General features: G+C 60.1%; 11 protein-coding genes and 1 tRNA gene. 4 read left to right on the plus strand and 8 right to left on the minus strand.

Annotated elements, in window-relative coordinates:
* Positions 1–389: 389 nt before the first annotated feature.
* Both IB244_RS30570 and IB244_RS30575 read right to left on the minus strand, forming a co-directional pair.
* On the minus strand, positions 390–848 hold the full coding sequence (locus IB244_RS30570; protein ID WP_245267952.1) for a MarR family winged helix-turn-helix transcriptional regulator: 459 nt from the start codon (positions 846–848) through the stop codon (positions 390–392).
* A gap of 109 nt (positions 849–957) precedes the next feature.
* Positions 958–2,706: an adenylate/guanylate cyclase domain-containing protein gene (locus IB244_RS30575; protein WP_018857252.1), complete on the minus strand. Its 1,749-nt coding sequence runs from the start codon at positions 2,704–2,706 to the stop codon at positions 958–960.
* Between the two features lie 245 nt (positions 2,707–2,951).
* On the opposite strand from IB244_RS30575, the gene IB244_RS30580 reads away from it, so the two are divergent.
* Both IB244_RS30580 and IB244_RS30585 read left to right on the plus strand, forming a co-directional pair.
* Positions 2,952–3,290 carry a putative quinol monooxygenase gene (locus IB244_RS30580; protein ID WP_018857251.1) on the plus strand — a complete coding sequence of 113 codons (339 nt, stop codon included), beginning with the start codon at positions 2,952–2,954 and terminating at the stop codon, positions 3,288–3,290.
* 142 nt (positions 3,291–3,432) lie between these two features.
* The gene (locus tag IB244_RS30585; RefSeq protein WP_018857250.1) at positions 3,433–5,193 is read left to right on the plus strand and encodes an adenylate/guanylate cyclase domain-containing protein; all 1,761 of its coding nucleotides are present in this window, start codon (positions 3,433–3,435) and stop codon (positions 5,191–5,193) included.
* 144 nt (positions 5,194–5,337) lie between these two features.
* On the opposite strand, the gene IB244_RS30590 is transcribed toward IB244_RS30585, so the two are convergent.
* The 4 genes from IB244_RS30590 to IB244_RS30605 form a co-directional block, all read right to left on the minus strand.
* Positions 5,338–7,617, minus strand: coding sequence for a CDC48 family AAA ATPase (locus tag IB244_RS30590; RefSeq protein ID WP_018857249.1), 2,280 nt, complete (start codon positions 7,615–7,617; stop codon positions 5,338–5,340).
* A gap of 484 nt (positions 7,618–8,101) precedes the next feature.
* Positions 8,102–9,070 (minus strand): substrate-binding domain-containing protein, encoded by a 969-nt coding sequence (locus IB244_RS30595; RefSeq protein ID WP_018113584.1) that lies wholly within the window; start codon positions 9,068–9,070, stop codon positions 8,102–8,104.
* A complete protein-coding gene (locus IB244_RS30600) occupies positions 9,057–10,382 on the minus strand; it encodes an ABC transporter permease (RefSeq protein ID WP_192306729.1) in 1,326 nt (441 codons plus the stop codon). Before IB244_RS30600 ends, IB244_RS30595 begins: the two co-directional genes overlap by 14 nt.
* On the minus strand, positions 10,379–11,980 hold the full coding sequence (locus IB244_RS30605) for a sugar ABC transporter ATP-binding protein (protein WP_192306732.1): 1,602 nt from the start codon (positions 11,978–11,980) through the stop codon (positions 10,379–10,381). The genes IB244_RS30600 and IB244_RS30605 overlap by 4 nt, the downstream gene beginning before the upstream one ends.
* A 216-nt stretch (positions 11,981–12,196) precedes the next feature.
* Between IB244_RS30605 and IB244_RS30610 the strand changes: the two genes are divergently transcribed.
* Positions 12,197–13,207: a LacI family DNA-binding transcriptional regulator gene (locus tag IB244_RS30610; protein ID WP_018113060.1), complete on the plus strand. Its 1,011-nt coding sequence runs from the start codon at positions 12,197–12,199 to the stop codon at positions 13,205–13,207.
* 87 nt (positions 13,208–13,294) lie between these two features.
* On the opposite strand, the gene IB244_RS30615 is transcribed toward IB244_RS30610, so the two are convergent.
* Positions 13,295–14,521 carry an alpha-D-ribose 1-methylphosphonate 5-triphosphate diphosphatase gene (locus tag IB244_RS30615; protein ID WP_192306734.1) on the minus strand — a complete coding sequence of 409 codons (1,227 nt, stop codon included), beginning with the start codon at positions 14,519–14,521 and terminating at the stop codon, positions 13,295–13,297.
* Positions 14,522–14,836: 315 nt separating this feature from the next.
* Here IB244_RS30615 and IB244_RS30620 point away from each other — a divergent pair, with 315 nt between their 5' ends.
* A complete protein-coding gene (locus IB244_RS30620; protein WP_025660092.1) occupies positions 14,837–15,289 on the plus strand; it encodes a universal stress protein in 453 nt (150 codons plus the stop codon).
* Positions 15,290–15,551: 262 nt separating this feature from the next.
* Here IB244_RS30620 and IB244_RS30625 read toward each other — a convergent pair.
* Positions 15,552–15,628 (minus strand) — tRNA-Met (locus IB244_RS30625).
* Between the last annotated feature and the right edge of the window lie 47 nt (positions 15,629–15,675).

The following is a 15,675-nucleotide window of genomic DNA, read 5'->3' on the forward strand; positions in this document are numbered from 1 at the left end:
CAGGGAAACCTCAAACTGATTTTGCAAGGAAACAGCCCGTTCGGTGGCTGTTTCCGGCAATTAGAAGATCTGCAGATCCTTCGATTCCTATGTCTAATCAGCAGCTTCCGTGTTCTTCACGGCCGACGAGATGGAAGAGGAATTTGCGCGGCGAACCGGTGCGCCCATGACTGTTTTGCCGGGTATCGGCCACTACCCGCACCTCCAGAAACCTCAGAATACTGTCGCTGAAATACGGGCGGCGAAGTAGCGCCGACGAAGCGTGGTCTGTAAGACAACGGCCCTGCCCGATGAGCGCAAAGGCTATCGTGCAGGACTGGGATCAACGGCGTCGCCGAGGCTTTGCTTCACGTTGAGAAAGTTAAGGAACCGAGGCGCCGAGATCGTCTTCACTTCTGCTCGTCTACTCTCGGAAGACTCTCGGCAACGCCAATGATGGCTTTTGCACCAACATCGCCAACGAGCTGGCTGGCTTTCCGCTGCGCCTCGCGCCAGGCAGGCGCGGCGTCATTGAGGAGCTTTTTTCCAGAATCCGAAATGACGACCGGTCTACTGCGGCCGCCATCCGTCGGAAGCTCTTCGATCCAACCTTCTGCAAGAAGCGGTGCAAGACTGCGGGTCAAGGTCGTCCGATCCTGAAAGTTTGCGCGGCCGATCTCGGCGCGGCTAGCACCACCCAGTTTTGCAATCATGATCAACATCGAGAACTGCGATGCATTGAGGCCGTAGTCACGCAATTCCTGATCATAGATGTTTGTAATCACCCGGGAGATGCGCCTGCTCCTCGTCATCAAGCACCCGGATACGACCTCGCTGACGATATCAGAGTTGGAATCACGTCGATCCATGGCCATCTCGCCCCAGCATTCAATCGGATCTCGTTTTGTAGTGCATATGCAACATTTCGTCAATTGAGCTGCTTTGTCGACATGTCCATTAGACTTTCAGATCGCCAACCTACTCCGGCAGACCCGCTAGTCGTAGGCCTTCGATGTATTTGGCCATGAGCGTCTTATCGAGATAGGGTGCACGCGAACTGTAACGCTCGATCGAGAAGTCAGGATTGACCTTCAGAAGTTCGCGCGCGGCCTGGCGCGCCTCTTCAAGCCGCCCCAGTTGGGCGTAGGTCGCTGCAAGCAGGCGATAGGCGGGCCCAAGCTCGGCCATTTTCTCCAGAAGGGACAGTGCCTCCAAATATTTTCCCGAAAGAAATTTGGCTGCGGCGATATCCCAGAGATACCAGTCGGGGCGGCTCGGATTGAGGCGAACGGCAAGCTCTCCCATCCTAACGGCATCGTCAAGGCGCCCAAGATAACCAAGGGCATCGCAATATTCGGCGAGGAGGTCACAGTTGCTGGGAGCCAGTTCTCGGGCACGCTCATAGCAGGCTACGGCTCGCTCGGCCTCTCCCCTCCAAAGGTGAACGACGCCAAGAGCCCAGTGGGTATCAGCGTCGATCGGGTTTAGCTTCAGGGCTTTGCTTAGCAGGGCCGATGCGGTCGCAAGCGCGGTATCGATTTCAACGATTTCGTTCCATTTCAGCTTCCGAAGCTCGATCCAGGCCAACCCGATGTAAGGCCGCGGAAACTCCGGATCATCGGCTATCGCGGCGAGATACATTTCCCGCGCAAGTCGCACATCCTCTTGGCTCGAGCCCTGATGAAGATGCCGGCCCCGCAAATACAGATCGTAGGCTTTCAGCGATGTAACAGGCTTGCTCAGGGCGCGTTGACGCTCCGCCTCTTCTATCTTGACGCTCAGCGCGGCCGGTATGGAGCGGGACAGCTCGTCCTGAATGTGAAAGATGTCGATAAGGTCGAAGTCGTATTTTTCCGCCCAGATTCGTTCACCCGAAACATTGATGAGGTTGGCACTCACCCTGACACGATTGCCAAGTCGCCTCACGCTCCCCTCGAGGACGTAGTGCGGGATTGACTCGGCGTGCTGTTGCTCTGAGGGCGGTTGTTGAGCGACAACGATCAGCCTGGAGAACCGCGCCAAACCTGCCGCGACATCTTCTGTTAATCCCGCCGCGAAATAATCCTGGTCTGGATCGCCGCTGAGATTTGAGAACTTCGAAACGTACAGCAATGTTCTGTTCGGCGAAAACTCCGGCCCAAGGCGCGTTCCGACCGACTGCACGGCAGGCTTGGGTGTCGCAATAAACTCAGGATTCGCCCCTTCTGCACCGTCGTCGACGATGATGTTGAAGATGCGAATTGGCCGCTCGATGTTCTTCAGTGCGTGCTCGCCCACATCTTCGAAGCGGATGCCCAGACGCTTGCCTAAGGTGTCGCGCACCGATGCGGATATCGCTATGCCTCCCGGTTTCGCGACATTCTCAATGCGAGCTGCAACGTTCACGCCATCGCCGTAAACATCGTCGTCCTCGAAGATAAGGTCGCCGATATTTATACCGATCCGAAATTCTATCCTGCGATCGCCGGGGACACGCGCATTGCGTTTCTGCATCTCCGATTGGATCTCGATCGCGCACAGGACCGCCTCTTCAGCAGTCTGAAACTCCGTCAGCATCCCATCGCCAACAAGCTTGATTGTATGGCCCTGATACAACGCGATTTTCACGTCCCAAAGTTCGTGTCGGTGCAATTTTAGAGCGGAAAGTGTGCCTTTCTCGTCGATCCCCATCAGTCGACTATAGCCGACCACGTCAGAGGCCATGATGACAGAAAGCCGTTGCTTCATTGTCGCCCACCCCCATCAAGTCAGCCAATGGCCACTCAGATTAGCATATACGCAATGTCGAGACACTTCCTGGCGCGCTCAAGAATTCGTCTTCGCTCGCCCCGTGGCGGACGGTGTCCACTTCGCGCCAGAAGCAGCCTGCGCTATAAGTTACAACCTGGACATGGACCTTGAGGTCTGCACCCACGTCGAATGTTAGTAGCCTCCGTGTCAGGGCGAGTGATACAGAAATTCGAGGTGCCCATATGAAACTCATAACGGGTTGGCTCACCTGCAAGCAGGGAATGCGAGAGGCGTTCCTTGCCGCTATGGAGCCGCATGTTGTGTCCACGCGCGCTGAGCCAGGCTGTGTGTTTTTTGAGTATCATCGGCACAAGGATGAAGACGACGTGGTGGTTCTGATCGAAGGCTTTCGCGATGCGGAGGCACACGAGTTCCATAGGCGAACCCCGCACATGATCGCGATGCAGGCCGATGTGCGGCGGCTCCTGGCAAGATTGAGTTTGATCGAGACGGTCTCGGATGAAGTCGCACGTTATGATCTCGATTTCATCGCAAATCCGCCGGGCCCCTATCGTCCTTAGTCCTGCAGGCAGCTTGCACGTCGATGTGCGTGCTCCCACAGCACCGTTCGCACCCGCCGCTGTCGTTGGCAATCGTAAAACACCCAAGCCTGTTGATGTGCTACATTGTCACCACGTGCTTTTGTGGCGGGAGGGATCGAGAATGCAGCGCAAGCTGGCCACGATCATGGTCGGAGATTTCGTCGGCTCCACCCCTGCGATGGAAACGGACGAGGAAGGAGCGATCACCCGGATTGACGCTGTCCTCGACACTGTTCGCATGGTCATCCAGCGCCATGATGGCCGCGTCTTCGGCACCGCGGGCGATGCCCTGCTCGCCGAGTTCGGCAGCCCAGTCAATGCGCTTAGGGCCGCCATCGAGGCGCGCGCCGAGATCGCTGCCCTTCCTGGCTCGAGTGGCGGCGACATGCGTTTCGGCCTGCATGTCGCGGATGTCGTCGTCGTGGGCTCGGACTTGCGCGGCGATGGCGTGAACATAGCCGCGCGAATTGAGGCGTCTGCGCCACCTGGCGCAATCGAGGTTTCGGGGGTGCTTTACGACCAGGTCCGTCGGGTCTCGCCTTGTGGATTTGAAGACATCGGCGAACGTCGACTGAAAGGAATTTTCGAGCCGATACGGATTTACCGGGTTACTGAACTGGTGGACCGCCACCTCTATCAGTTCGCTCCAACACGATCCTCTCCCAATGCTGCACAGCCTCCCCGGACAAACTCGATCGCCGTGGCGCGGTTCGACATTGCGCCCGGCGCCATTGCGGATCAATCCTTCCTGGCGGACGGCATCACCGACGACCTGACTCTTGAACTGAGCCGGCTGAAGGGGTTGTTTGTCAGTTCCCGTTCGGCCGCGACCGCACTGACGACCAAAGACCCGGTCGAGATCGGCCGCCTTCTCGGCGTCGGCTACGTCGTCAGCGGCTCGATCCGGCAAGCGGGCGACGACCTCAGGGTCAACATCTCGCTGACGGAAACCGGAGAGGGTCTCGTCATCTGGTCCGATCGCATAACGCGTCCGTTTCGCGAACTGCTTGATGTCATGGATGAAATCATCGCGCGTGTCGCAGCAACCGTGTCCGGACGGGTCGAGCAGTCGGAACTTGCGGCCGCGCGGCTAAAGCGCCCGGAGAACATGACGGCCTATGAGTATTACCTACGGGGACTGGACCATCATCGCTTGGTTGGCGTTTCGGACACCCACATACACGAAGCCATGACCTGGTTCGAGCGGTCAATGACCGCTGATCCCGGTTTCGGCCGCCCCTTCGCCATGCACGTCTGCTCGTGGAGCAACTTGCCAAGCTTTGACCTTCATGAGGCCGAAAAGCAGGTTGCGCATGCGCTTGCACTCGACCCGACCGACCCGGAAGCCCATCGCATCATGGGCGCGATCAAGATGAAATCGGGCGACTTCGCCTCGGCGCGTTACCATCACATACGCGCCAAGGAACTCGCTCCGAACGACGCCTATATTCTCGGCCGCAGCGCCGCGTTCTATGTCTATGTCGGAGAGGCTGAGCACGCCCTTGGAATGCTTGATCGTGCCGAGACACTCGATCCCTTTCTGCCGGTCTGGATCACTGAAGAGCGGGTGGCGGCCCTCTACGCGCTGGACCGCTTCGAAGACATGATGCGCGTCGCCTTGACACTACCGTTTCAGACCAGGCGGACGTTGCTTTATCAGATCGCGGCTAGCATGGCCTGCGGCAACAGCGGAAAGGCTGAACTCTTGGTTCGGCAAGCGCTTTCCCTCGATCCGGGCCTGTCTGCGATATACATCCGGATGCAGGAGACCTATGCCGACGAGTCCGTCACCGAAGCCCTGATCGAGCGGAACTGCGATGCCGGCCTGCCGCCAAAGCCGCGGAAGCCTACACCCCGCAAGAAATCAACTTTGCTGAGATGACGAACGGCCGATCAGCCACCCACGCGGCGCAGAACAGGTGGCGTCACGGAGCTTCACCTGGCTCAGCATGGAGCGCGGAAGCCCGGCCGCCCCGCACTGGACCGGCAGAGCCGCCACGGTCGATCACTACTTAATCTGGCGCCCCTACTCTCCAGCCTGCCTGAGGGGCGTGAAGCCGATCTGCATGCGCTGCGGATTTTCCTGGCGGAGCGTGCGCAGCATCTCCTCATACTCCCGTTCGGCTTCTGCCGTGACCGACGGTCGAACCTCCTGCAGGGCCATGGCGAAATTCTCCTTTGTCACCGTCGACGCAGTCAGAGACTGACGCAGTGCAATCAGCCCTGCTCGCCGTGTCAGGTCTTCGAGATCTGCCCCTGTAAACCGCTCCGTCTTGTCGGCGAGTTCATCGAGATCAACATCGTCGGCGAGCGGCATCTTCTTCGTATGGATGCCAAGGATCTTCCGCCGCGCTTTTGCATCCGGCACGGGAACATAGACCAGTTCGTCAAAGCGCCCCGGTCGCAGCAGTGCCGGATCGAGCAAATTCGGCCGATTGGTCGCTGCCATCACGACGACGCCCTGCATGTCTTCCAACCCATCCATTTCGGCCAGTAGCGTGTTGACGACCCGCTCGGTCACCGCCGGCTCACCCAGCCCGCCGCCGCGGACGGGGGCCAGCGAGTCGATTTCATCGATGAAGATGACGGTCGGGGCAACCTGTCGTGCGCGTTCGAAGAGCCGCGAAACCTGCTGCTCGGACTCGCCGTACCATTTCGAAAGCAGATCGGACGATTTGGTTGCCACGAAGTTCGCTTCGGCTTCGCGCGCCACGGCCTTTGCCAACAGTGTCTTCCCGGTCCCAGGAGGTCCAAACAAGAGAAATCCCTTTGCAGGGCGAATGCCCATCTGCCTAAAGGACTGCGGTGACCTGAGCGGCAGTTCCACCCCTTCCTTCAGTCTCATCTGCGCTTCGTCCAAACCTCCGACATCGTCCCAACGGACGTTCGGCGCCTGGATCATGATTTCGCGCAACGCGGAAGGTTGAATGCGCTTCATGGCGGACGTGAAATCGTCCTGAGAGACCGTGAGCTTTTCAAGGATCTCGGTTGGGATACCCTGCTTCAGATTGATATCGGGAAGAACACGGCGCAGCGCATCCATCGCCGCTTCGCGAACCAACGCACCGAGATCCGCTCCGACAAAGCCGTAGGTCGTCCTCGCGATCTCATCGAGATCGGTGTTCTCGGCGAGTGGCATGCCCCTGGTGTGGATCGCGAGCACCTCGCGCCGGCCGCGCTGGTCCGGTACGCCAATGACGATTTCGCGGTCGAAACGCCCGGGACGGCGGAGCGCCTCGTCAATCGCGTCTCGCCTGTTCGTCGCGCCGATGACAACAATATTCTGCCTCGGCTCCAGCCCATCCATAAGGGTTAGCAACTGGGCGACAATTCGCCGTTCGACTTCTCCGGTCACCTGCTCGCGCTTTGGCGCGATGGAGTCGATTTCGTCGATGAAGATGATTGATGGCGCATTCTGCGAGGCTTCCTGAAAGACCTGCCGCAAACGTTCCTCGGACTCCCCGTAGCGGCTGCCCATGATCTCGGGACCGGCGATGTGGTAGAAGTTGGCTTCCGTCTCATTGGCGACAGCACGGGCCAACAGCGTCTTGCCGGTGCCCGGGGGGCCATAGAGAAGCACGCCCTTTGGCGGTTCGATGCCGAGGCGCTGAAACAACTCGGGATGGCGCAGTGGCAGCTCCACCATCTCGCGGACTTGCTCGACAGAGGTGCCGAGTCCGCCGATATCGTCGTACGTTACGTCAGCTCGGCGTGCTTCCTTCGGTTCCTCAAACTGCGAACGCAATTCGACAACCGTCTGCTCGTTCATCTGGACGATGCCTCTCGGCTGTGTCGAGACAACGACGAGCCTGATTTCCTGCAGACCGTAGGCGGGAAGATCGAGTACGCTCCGTAGCAGCGGGTCCGCAGCGCGGGGATCTCTTACGCGTTGCTGGACTGAGGTCGATACAACGTCGCCGGCCACCATTGGGCGGTGAAGAAACGTGCGCTGCAAAGCTTCACCCGGTCCCTGCAACACCAGGTTCTTCTGCGCCGGCGCGAGGACAACCTTCGTCGCCGGCCTGACCTCCGCCTTGCGAACTTCGATATGGTCGCCGCTTGTTGCGCCTGCATTTACGCGCTGAAGGCCGTCGAGCCTGATCAGGTTCAGGCCCTCATCATCGGAATAGGGCCCCATCGCGATCGCGGCCGTATGCCGCTTGCCGATGAGCTCAATAAGCTCGCCTTCTCGTACGCCGAGCTTGGTCATCGCCTTCGTGGAGACGCGGGCGATGCTCGCTCCCGTATCCTGCGGTGGCATATTGGCAACCTGCAGCGTGAGGATCTGATCGTCGGGGACAGACATGATACCTCCAAAATCGCTTGTGATGAAACGCTGCGCTGACAGCTAGAGAGCTTACGGAAAAGACAAGCGGTTTTCATGCGAACACGTAAAAAGACTTGCGCTTCCTTGCCGCCGACACGACGGATCCGCCTACTGATATTCGAAACGCGTGATGGAGCGAATTATACAGAGGTATAGGTGAGCGACCGTTTCACGGTTGGACAAAGTGCTCCAGTGGTCCACCGGTTGAGCCTCGGTGGAAAGCCGCAAAACTCGGAAGCTTCACAATCCCCTCGAGTTTTACGCAGCCTTCGCCCCCAGGCAGCCATCCAAGCTCTCCCCAAGCCCGTTATTCCGCCAGGCTATCGACGAATGCGCGGATGCCGCCGACTACTACAGTGGTTTAGCGGACCGGACTGACCGTCGAACAGGTGCGGACCCGTATGGACACAAAAAGGGCCGGCTGGGATAGCCGACCCTTCTTTACTGTCAGGTTTACGCTGAGTTAGAGGCCGTTGTCCTTCATGATCTGGCCTGCATTTTCCTTTGTCACCTTGAGCGTCGGCAAGACGACATTCTTTTCGACTTTTTCTCCGCCGAGATACTTGATCGCCTGACGCAGGCCTTCCGCGCCCGGCGTTGCATAGAGGAAGGTCGCACTGAGTTCACCATTGTTCACCCAGGTCACGCCTTCTCCGGGAAGCGCATCGATGCCGATGAACTTGATGTCCTTCTCACGTCCGGCATCCTTGGCAGCGAGGTAGGCGCCATAGGCCATCGGATCGTTGTGGCCATAGACGAGGTCGATCTTCTCATTGTTGCGGAGCGCGGTGGCCATGATGTTGTAGGCCTGGTCCTGCTTCCAGTCGCCCGACTGCTGGTCGAGCAGGTTCTTGATGCCCGGCTCCTTGTCGGTAAATTCGTGGAAGCCGTCGTGCCGGTCGTGTGCCGGCTGGGTTCCCATGCCGCCCCAGATCTCGACGACATTGCCCTGCGCCTTACCGGGCCCGCCGAGAAGTTCAACGGCATATTCCCCCGCAGCCCGACCGATCAGCTTGTTGTCGCCGCCGACGAACTGGACGTACTTGTCGGTTTCGACGTTGCGATCCAAGACGAAGACCGGAATCTTGGCGTCGATCGCCTGCTGGACGACGCCGGTGAGGCCAGCGGATTCCTTCGGCGAGATCAGCAGCGCATTGACTTCCTGGCGGATCAGGTTTTCGACATCCGCAACCTGCTTTTCAGTCTTGTCCTCACCGTCGGTGATGATCAGCTCGACTTCGGGATGCTTTGCGGCTTCCGCGATGATGTCCTTGTTGAACTGCGCCCGCCAGGGCTCGATCGTGGTCGCCTGGGAGAACCCGATGCGCCACTTCTTGTCTTGCGCCAGCGCGCCATGCGTAGCGAAAAGGGATGTAGTGGTGAAAAGCGCGGTAGTGACGACCGCGAACTTCAACATGTCACGACGTTTCATTTCCGTTTCCTCCAGTGTTGAGAGACATGGTCTCCTTGCGCGGACGCTCCTCCCCGGACGCCTCCGATCTCGCGGGCCGCGGCAGTGTCAGCCGCAACCGCGCCAGAATATCGCGGGCATTGCGCTCCTGAACGAGCACGGTGCCGATGATGATCAGTCCCTTCAGCACCAGCTGAAGGTTGGAATTGATGTTGTGGAGCTGCAGGATATTCGACAGCAGCCCGAAGATCAGCACGCCGCAGAAGGTGCCGGCAAGGCTGCCGCGTCCCCCCATCAGGCTCGTGCCGCCGATGACCACCGCGGCGATGGCGTCGAGCTCCAGCCCAGCCCCGGCATCGGGCTTGCCCTGGCGATACTGCGCAACGTAGAGGATCGCGGCGATGCCCGCGAGCAGGCCGGAGACGGCATAGGTGACGATCTTGACCCGTCCGCTGTCGATGCCTGAAAGCCGCGCCGCCTCCTCGTTGCCGCCGATCGCATAAACGAAGCGGCCGAACGGAGTGAACTTCAGCACGACCGCATAAATCGCAATCGCCGCAATGAAAAAGATACCGGGCATGGGAATGATGCCGAAGACCAGCGAGCGGAGGATATCGAAATCGGCCGTGGCGTTCGACCCGGTATAAACCGGCAGGACCGCATTGTTCTGACCCGCCGTCAGCCGAGCGATGCCGAGCGCAGTCACCATCATCGCCAGGGTGACGATGAAGGGCTGCAGGCGGCCGACGACGATGATGATGCCGTTGATGGCGCCAAACAGAAGGCCGACGGCCGGTACGACGAGCAGCACGCCGAGCACACCGAACTTGGTTTCGCTCTGCGGCACGATATAGAAGAGCAGCACGGTGCAGAGGGCGATACCGACCAGCGCCGGGACATAGATGCCCCGCGTGCGGTCGAGCGTCAGGTCGCGGCTATGGCTGAAGCCAGTGCGGCTCTTTTCAAGATTGGAGAAGATGAACCGGGTCACGGCGGCCCCGATGACGAGGGCGGCAAGCAGCACCGACGGCACGCCGAGCAGGAAGGCGGGTGTGTCCCCCGGAACCGTCAAGAACATGGCACAGACGACGCTGCAGATTGCCATCAACGAACCGACCGACAGGTCGATGCCGCCGGTGATGATGACGGCCGTCATGCCGGTCGCGATAAGCCCCGTCGTCGAGACCTGACGCAGCACGTCGAGCAGGTTGCCGCTGGAAAGAAATATGTTCCTGCCCGACGACGTCACCGGCGACCAGGCGACACCGATCAGGAAAATCGCGATCAGGCCCCAGTACAGTTTCGTGCGGGAAACAAGCTTTATCACATTCATGCGGATGCCTTCTCCTGCCTGTTGCCGGATCGCGGTGCCGCCAATTGCATGATCCGCTCCTCCGTCGCGATCGCGCGGTTCAGGATACCGGTCTGGTGTCCTTCGGACATGACGAGGATGCGGTCGGAAAGATGCAGGAGTTCCGGCATTTCCGAACTCACGACGACGATCGACATACCCGCTTCGGCCAGGCGGAAGATCAGGTCGTAGATGTCGCTCTTTGCCCCCACATCGATGCCGCGGGTCGGCTCGTCGAGCAGCAAGATGCGCGGCGTCGTGGCGAGGCACTTGCCGATCACGACCTTCTGCTGGTTTCCGCCGGAAAGCGTTGCCGCGACCTGTTCAATGCCCGAGGCCCGAATACCCAACGTCTTGATGGCGTCGGCGGCAACCGCCGCTTCCGCCGCAAAGTCGCGCAGGCCGAAGCGCGCCATTCGGCTGACGAGCGGTAGCGCGACATTCTCCGTGATCGTATCGTGCAGGTGAAGTCCCTGCATCTTGCGGTCCTCAGTGACGAAGGCAATGCCCAGTCGGCGCGCGTCCGTCGGCGAGCGGATCGTGACCGGCTGCCCGTCGATCAGAATCTCACCGCCGGCCTCCCCGTTGCTGGCGCCCGTTATCGCCTGCAGGATCTCGGTACGCCCGGCCCCGAGCAGGCCGCCGATGCCAAGGACTTCACCTGAGGCGACCTCGAAATTGACGCCGGTCAGGACCTGCTTCCAGCCGTGCCGGTTGGCCACGGACAATGACAGATTTCTCACCGACAGGACTGCACCGCCAACGGCGGTCGCTTCGTGCCTGATGGTTTCGGCACGGCTGAGATTGCGGCCAACCATGCCGGCGATGACCATGTCTTCATCGATCTCCGACTTCGGCCTGGTCCAGACGTGCCGGCCGTCCCGGAACACCGTGACGCGATCGCTGAGTTGCATTACCTCGTCGATCCGGTGCGAGATGTAGATGATGCCCACCCCTTCCGATGCGAGCTGGCGCATGATCGTGAAAAGCCGCTTGCATTCATTCGGTGACAGCGCCGATGTCGGCTCGTCCATGATGAGCATCCGGGCGTCGAGCGACAGCGCCTTTGCGATCTCGACCAGCTGCTGTTCGCCGATCCTGAGCGACGACACCCGTGCTTCGGGATCAAAATCGATGCCGAGCCGCGTGAGCAGGGTCCGGGCGGCATTCATGCTTTTTCGGCGATCGACAAACAACCCGGCGATCAAGGGCTCCCTGCCTAGGAAGATATTGTCGGCAATCGACAGCTCAGGGACGAGATTGAGTTCCTGGTGGATGATGGCGACACCGGCAACCTCTGCGTCGCGCACCGTCGCGAAGTGAACCGGAGCCTGGTCGATGATGACGGCGCCATCATAGTCGGCGTAGACACCGGACAGGATTTTCATCAGGGTCGATTTGCCGGCGCCGTTCTCGCCCATCAGCGAGTGGATCTCACCGGCGAACAGATCAAATTTCACATGATTGAGCGCGGCAATTCCGCCAAACGACTTCGAGACGTCGACCGCTTCCAGCACAGGCGCGGTGGACGAAGGTGGCGCGTCGGCGCGCGAAGACAAATGGCCCACTTCTTCCTGCATGACAATGACGGCCTCCCTTCCATCTTTGTCTCGCGGCTGTAAGCGACAGTAGAAGCTAATCTAAACGTTTCGAATCTGTCAAGAGATCAGTCGCCCTCCAACGCTTTGATCTTGCTAAGAACTTGCCATTTTCGTAACATGTTGGACAACGCATCGATCTAAACGTTTTGAATTATGGACCGGATTTCTTCCAAAAGACGAAAATCCCAGCCGACCATGCTAGACGTCGCTGCGACGGCAGGCGTCTCGGTTGCCACGGTCTCGGCGGTCGTCAATGGTACCGCGCCGGTCAGTTCCGAACTGCGTGGCAGAATCGAAAATGCGATTGCGGCCATCGGCTATAAACGCAACGCCATTGCCCGAAGCCTGAAGACGGGCGCCACCAAGACGATCGGGCTCGTCATCGCCGATATCACCAACCCGTTCTTCACGGATGTCGTCGCCGTCATCCAGGATGTGCTGCATCGCGCCGGTTACGCTGTGATGCTCTGCTGCACAGACGAAGATCCGGTGCAACAGGAGGAGCAGATTTCGCTTCTCCTGGACAGGATGGTGGACGGCCTGATCATTGCGCCGGCTGGCGACGACCATGCGCTTGAGCGCGTCCTCCAGCGCGCCGGTATCCCGACCGTACTGATCGATCGCATCAGCCACGGCATCGCGGCGGATGCCGTCGTCCTCGACAACCAGCGCGCGGTACAAGACGCGATCGACTATCTTGTCGGCCTCGGCCATCGCCGGATCGGCTACATCTCGGGTTCGCTTGATACCTCCACCGGCCTCGGCCGGCTGGCCGGCTATCGCGGCGCGCTTGACAATGCCGGCATTCCCCAGGACGACGCATTGGTGCGCATCGGAAACTTTCGCGAGAAAGACGCCTATAATGCCGCCATGCAGTTGCTCGTGATGCCGGAACGGCCGAGCGCCATTTTCTCGGCAAACAACCTGATGGTCATCGGCGTGATGAAGGCGATCCGGGACATGGGGCTGCGTTGTCCCGATGACATCTCGGTGTCGAGCTTCGACGATTTTCCCTGGGCGGATGTTTTCCAGCCGAACCTGACGACCATCGCCCAGCCGGTACAGGCCATCGGTGAACACGCAGCCCAGCTCATTCTCGACCGCCTTGCCAATCGCTCCGACCGCCCTCCCCGGCAGATCGTACTTTCGGGCCGCTTGACGATCCGCTCGTCCTGCCGGCCTTTCTCTGCAGCTGACGGAGGTTAAAGATTTGCGCGAGATGGGCGGACGAGCGGAGCTCCCGACGGGCCTCGTTCTAGCTCTGCATCAGTTGCTCGCCCGCTTCTCTACTCGTCACCAGCCCATCGGCGCCGCGCAATAGGCTTCCCGGCCGGCGACCCAGGTGCGCCGAACCACGGGGGCGCCGCCCTCTGGCCAATCGACCAATATGAGGTCCGCCCGCTTTCCGACTTCGATCACGCCGCGATCGAAGAGCCCCGACGCACGCGCCGGATTGCCGGATACGAGCGGCCAGAGCGCGTGGACCGGTGCCACGCCATCGGCCTTGAGCCTGGCCAGGCCAAGCAGCATCGCAGGATAATAATAGTCCGAGGCGAGAATATCGCAGAGACCCTCGCGAATCATATCGGCGGCACCGATCGAAACAATGTGGCTACCGCCGCGCGTGGCGTTCGGCGCGCCAAAGACGATGAAGTCACCAGCCTCACGGGCGGCCCGCGCCACCCGCTTGTTCGTCGGGAACTCACTGATCCGTGCGCCACGGACGCGGAAGAAGTCGCGCGTTTCAATCTGGCTATCGTCATGCGACAGCATCGGTGCGCCGGCGGCCTGGCCGAGGGTCGCCACCTCTTCAATCGCGGCTGGTACTTGCGGACGGCGATCCCACATGTTCCTGACGAGCGCGACCATGTCAGACACCGGGATCTTGGCCCGCTTGGCGCGTTCCGCCATCTTCTCCGCGAACGCAGGCGTTTCGGGGTCGACTGCCGGGAAGGCCGGATCGAGGTCAAACGGCCGCTCCTGCAACGGTATCGAGGGATGCAGCATTGCCATTGATGTGTGGTCGCTGAAGGCAATCGACGGCAGGCGCGGTCCGGCGAGCGCCTCGCGAATAAGCTCGATCGCCTCGAAGCAGAAGGTTTCCCAACGGAGCTGGACACGATTGTCCACCGTCAGACGCGGGCCGAGTGCGTCGAGAGCGCGGACGACGGCGTAACCGTTTTCCACAGATCGAAGCCCCGGCTCCCAGCTCAGCGTCAGGGCGTGGTAGGCAGTCGCTATCCCATTGGCGGCAAGCTGACGGTCTGTTTCGAGCAGCGCAGGAGCGACGGGGAGCATCGTCCCCGGCCGCGGCATGATCTGCCGCTCGAAGGCATCGCCATGAATGTCCACAAAAGCCGGAGCGAGGAGAGAGCCGCGTCCATCCACAATGTCCGCTCCGTCGCGTGCACCGTCGACCGCCATGATCCGGCCGTCTTCGATGCGCACGGAAGCGGGCTCCAGACGGTCGCCAAAAATGACGGTCGCGCCCTCGATAATCACTGCCGAATTGTTCTGCATTGGTGTCATTCCACGAAAAGGAGAGTGCAGCAGCCCCGTTTCATCGGAGGCCTGAGTGCCACGCCGCTTCGAACCAGCCGATATGACAGATTTGAGAATGTCGCTGTGCACAGGCATACGTTGACTGACACGGTAGCGCAGGTCCCCAGCGGTGTAATCCGTCCACAGTGGAGGTGCGTTGCATGTGGCGCGATGGCCAACCTCCGCCAGTCCGTTCTGGCGATTTCTCCGTCTACAACCGTATCGTTAGTTGCGAAACGATAGTACCTTGCGTGGTGGGCACAAATGCCTTGGACCAGACGGGAGACGACAAGTATGTACAACCATATTCTCATTTCTACCGATGGATCGGAAGTAGCGCAGAAGGGTGTCGATCATGGGCTGTCGCTTGCAAGCAGCCTCAAGGCCCGCGTGACGATAATCATGGCAACAGAGCGGTTCCCTGTCTACGCGCATGCCGGGATTGCCGGCGCCTATATTCCCGGGCCGACAGAGATGGCCCAGTATGAAGCCGGTCAAAAGGAAACAGCCGAGAGAGTGCTGGCTGGGGTCAAGAGAGCAGCAGAAAAGCTCGGCGTGCAGGCGAACACTGTCCATATCCCGCAGGCTTATCCGGCCGAAGCGATTGTTGAGGAGGCCAAGGCTCTCGACTGCGATTTGATCGTCATGGCATCACACGGCCGTAGGGGTTTAAGAAAGCTGGTGCTCGGGAGCCAGACATCGGAAGTCCTCGCGAGCAGCCCGGTGCCTGTCTTGGTGGTCCGGTAAGTCGTCACTTCTGGGAAGCGGTGTCCCGCGGGGCCTGCGCCGAAACCGACCAGCGCGGCTGGCTCCAAATCTCGGTCATCGGCGAGCGAAATCGGGGACGGCACCGCGTCTGAGGTTGCGGAGCCGAGCTCGACACGGAGTCCAAAAAGAGAAAGCTCCTCGGCGCTTGCGCGGACGTTATGTATCCGATGTATAAGGATATTCGCTCGCGTCAGGAAGACGCCGAGCTAGATCGCCCGGGAAGCGCTCACCACGGGAGATTTGGTTGCGGGGGCAGGATTTGAACCTGCGGCCTTCAGGTTATGAGCCTGACGAGCTACCGGGCTGCTCCACCCCGCGCCAAGTGCAAAACCCTTTGGGTTTTGTCACGGTGCGTAAACTGCGAA

It is taken from the genome of Rhizobium sp. RHZ02, assembly GCF_014851575.1.
Taxonomy (GTDB): Bacteria; Pseudomonadota; Alphaproteobacteria; order Rhizobiales; family Rhizobiaceae; genus Rhizobium; species Rhizobium altiplani.

What these genes read in the sequence shown, in the direction of transcription:
- IB244_RS30610 (WP_018113060.1), top strand. Translation starts at nt 12,197, where the DNA reads ATGCTAGACGTCGCTGCGACGGCAGGCGTCTCGGTTGCCACGGTCTCG.
- IB244_RS30585 (WP_018857250.1), top strand. Translation starts at nt 3,433, where the DNA reads ATGCAGCGCAAGCTGGCCACGATCATGGTCGGAGATTTCGTCGGCTCC.
- IB244_RS30575 (WP_018857252.1), bottom strand. Translation starts at nt 2,706, where the DNA reads ATGAAGCAACGGCTTTCTGTCATCATGGCCTCTGACGTGGTCGGCTAT.
- IB244_RS30570 (WP_245267952.1), bottom strand. Translation starts at nt 848, where the DNA reads ATGGATCGACGTGATTCCAACTCTGATATCGTCAGCGAGGTCGTATCC.
- IB244_RS30615 (WP_192306734.1), bottom strand. Translation starts at nt 14,521, where the DNA reads ATGCAGAACAATTCGGCAGTGATTATCGAGGGCGCGACCGTCATTTTT.
- IB244_RS30620 (WP_025660092.1), top strand. Translation starts at nt 14,837, where the DNA reads ATGTACAACCATATTCTCATTTCTACCGATGGATCGGAAGTAGCGCAG.
- IB244_RS30595 (WP_018113584.1), bottom strand. Translation starts at nt 9,070, where the DNA reads ATGAAACGTCGTGACATGTTGAAGTTCGCGGTCGTCACTACCGCGCTT.
- IB244_RS30600 (WP_192306729.1), bottom strand. Translation starts at nt 10,382, where the DNA reads ATGAATGTGATAAAGCTTGTTTCCCGCACGAAACTGTACTGGGGCCTG.
- IB244_RS30590 (WP_018857249.1), bottom strand. Translation starts at nt 7,617, where the DNA reads ATGTCTGTCCCCGACGATCAGATCCTCACGCTGCAGGTTGCCAATATG.
- IB244_RS30580 (WP_018857251.1), top strand. Translation starts at nt 2,952, where the DNA reads ATGAAACTCATAACGGGTTGGCTCACCTGCAAGCAGGGAATGCGAGAG.
- IB244_RS30605 (WP_192306732.1), bottom strand. Translation starts at nt 11,980, where the DNA reads ATGCAGGAAGAAGTGGGCCATTTGTCTTCGCGCGCCGACGCGCCACCT.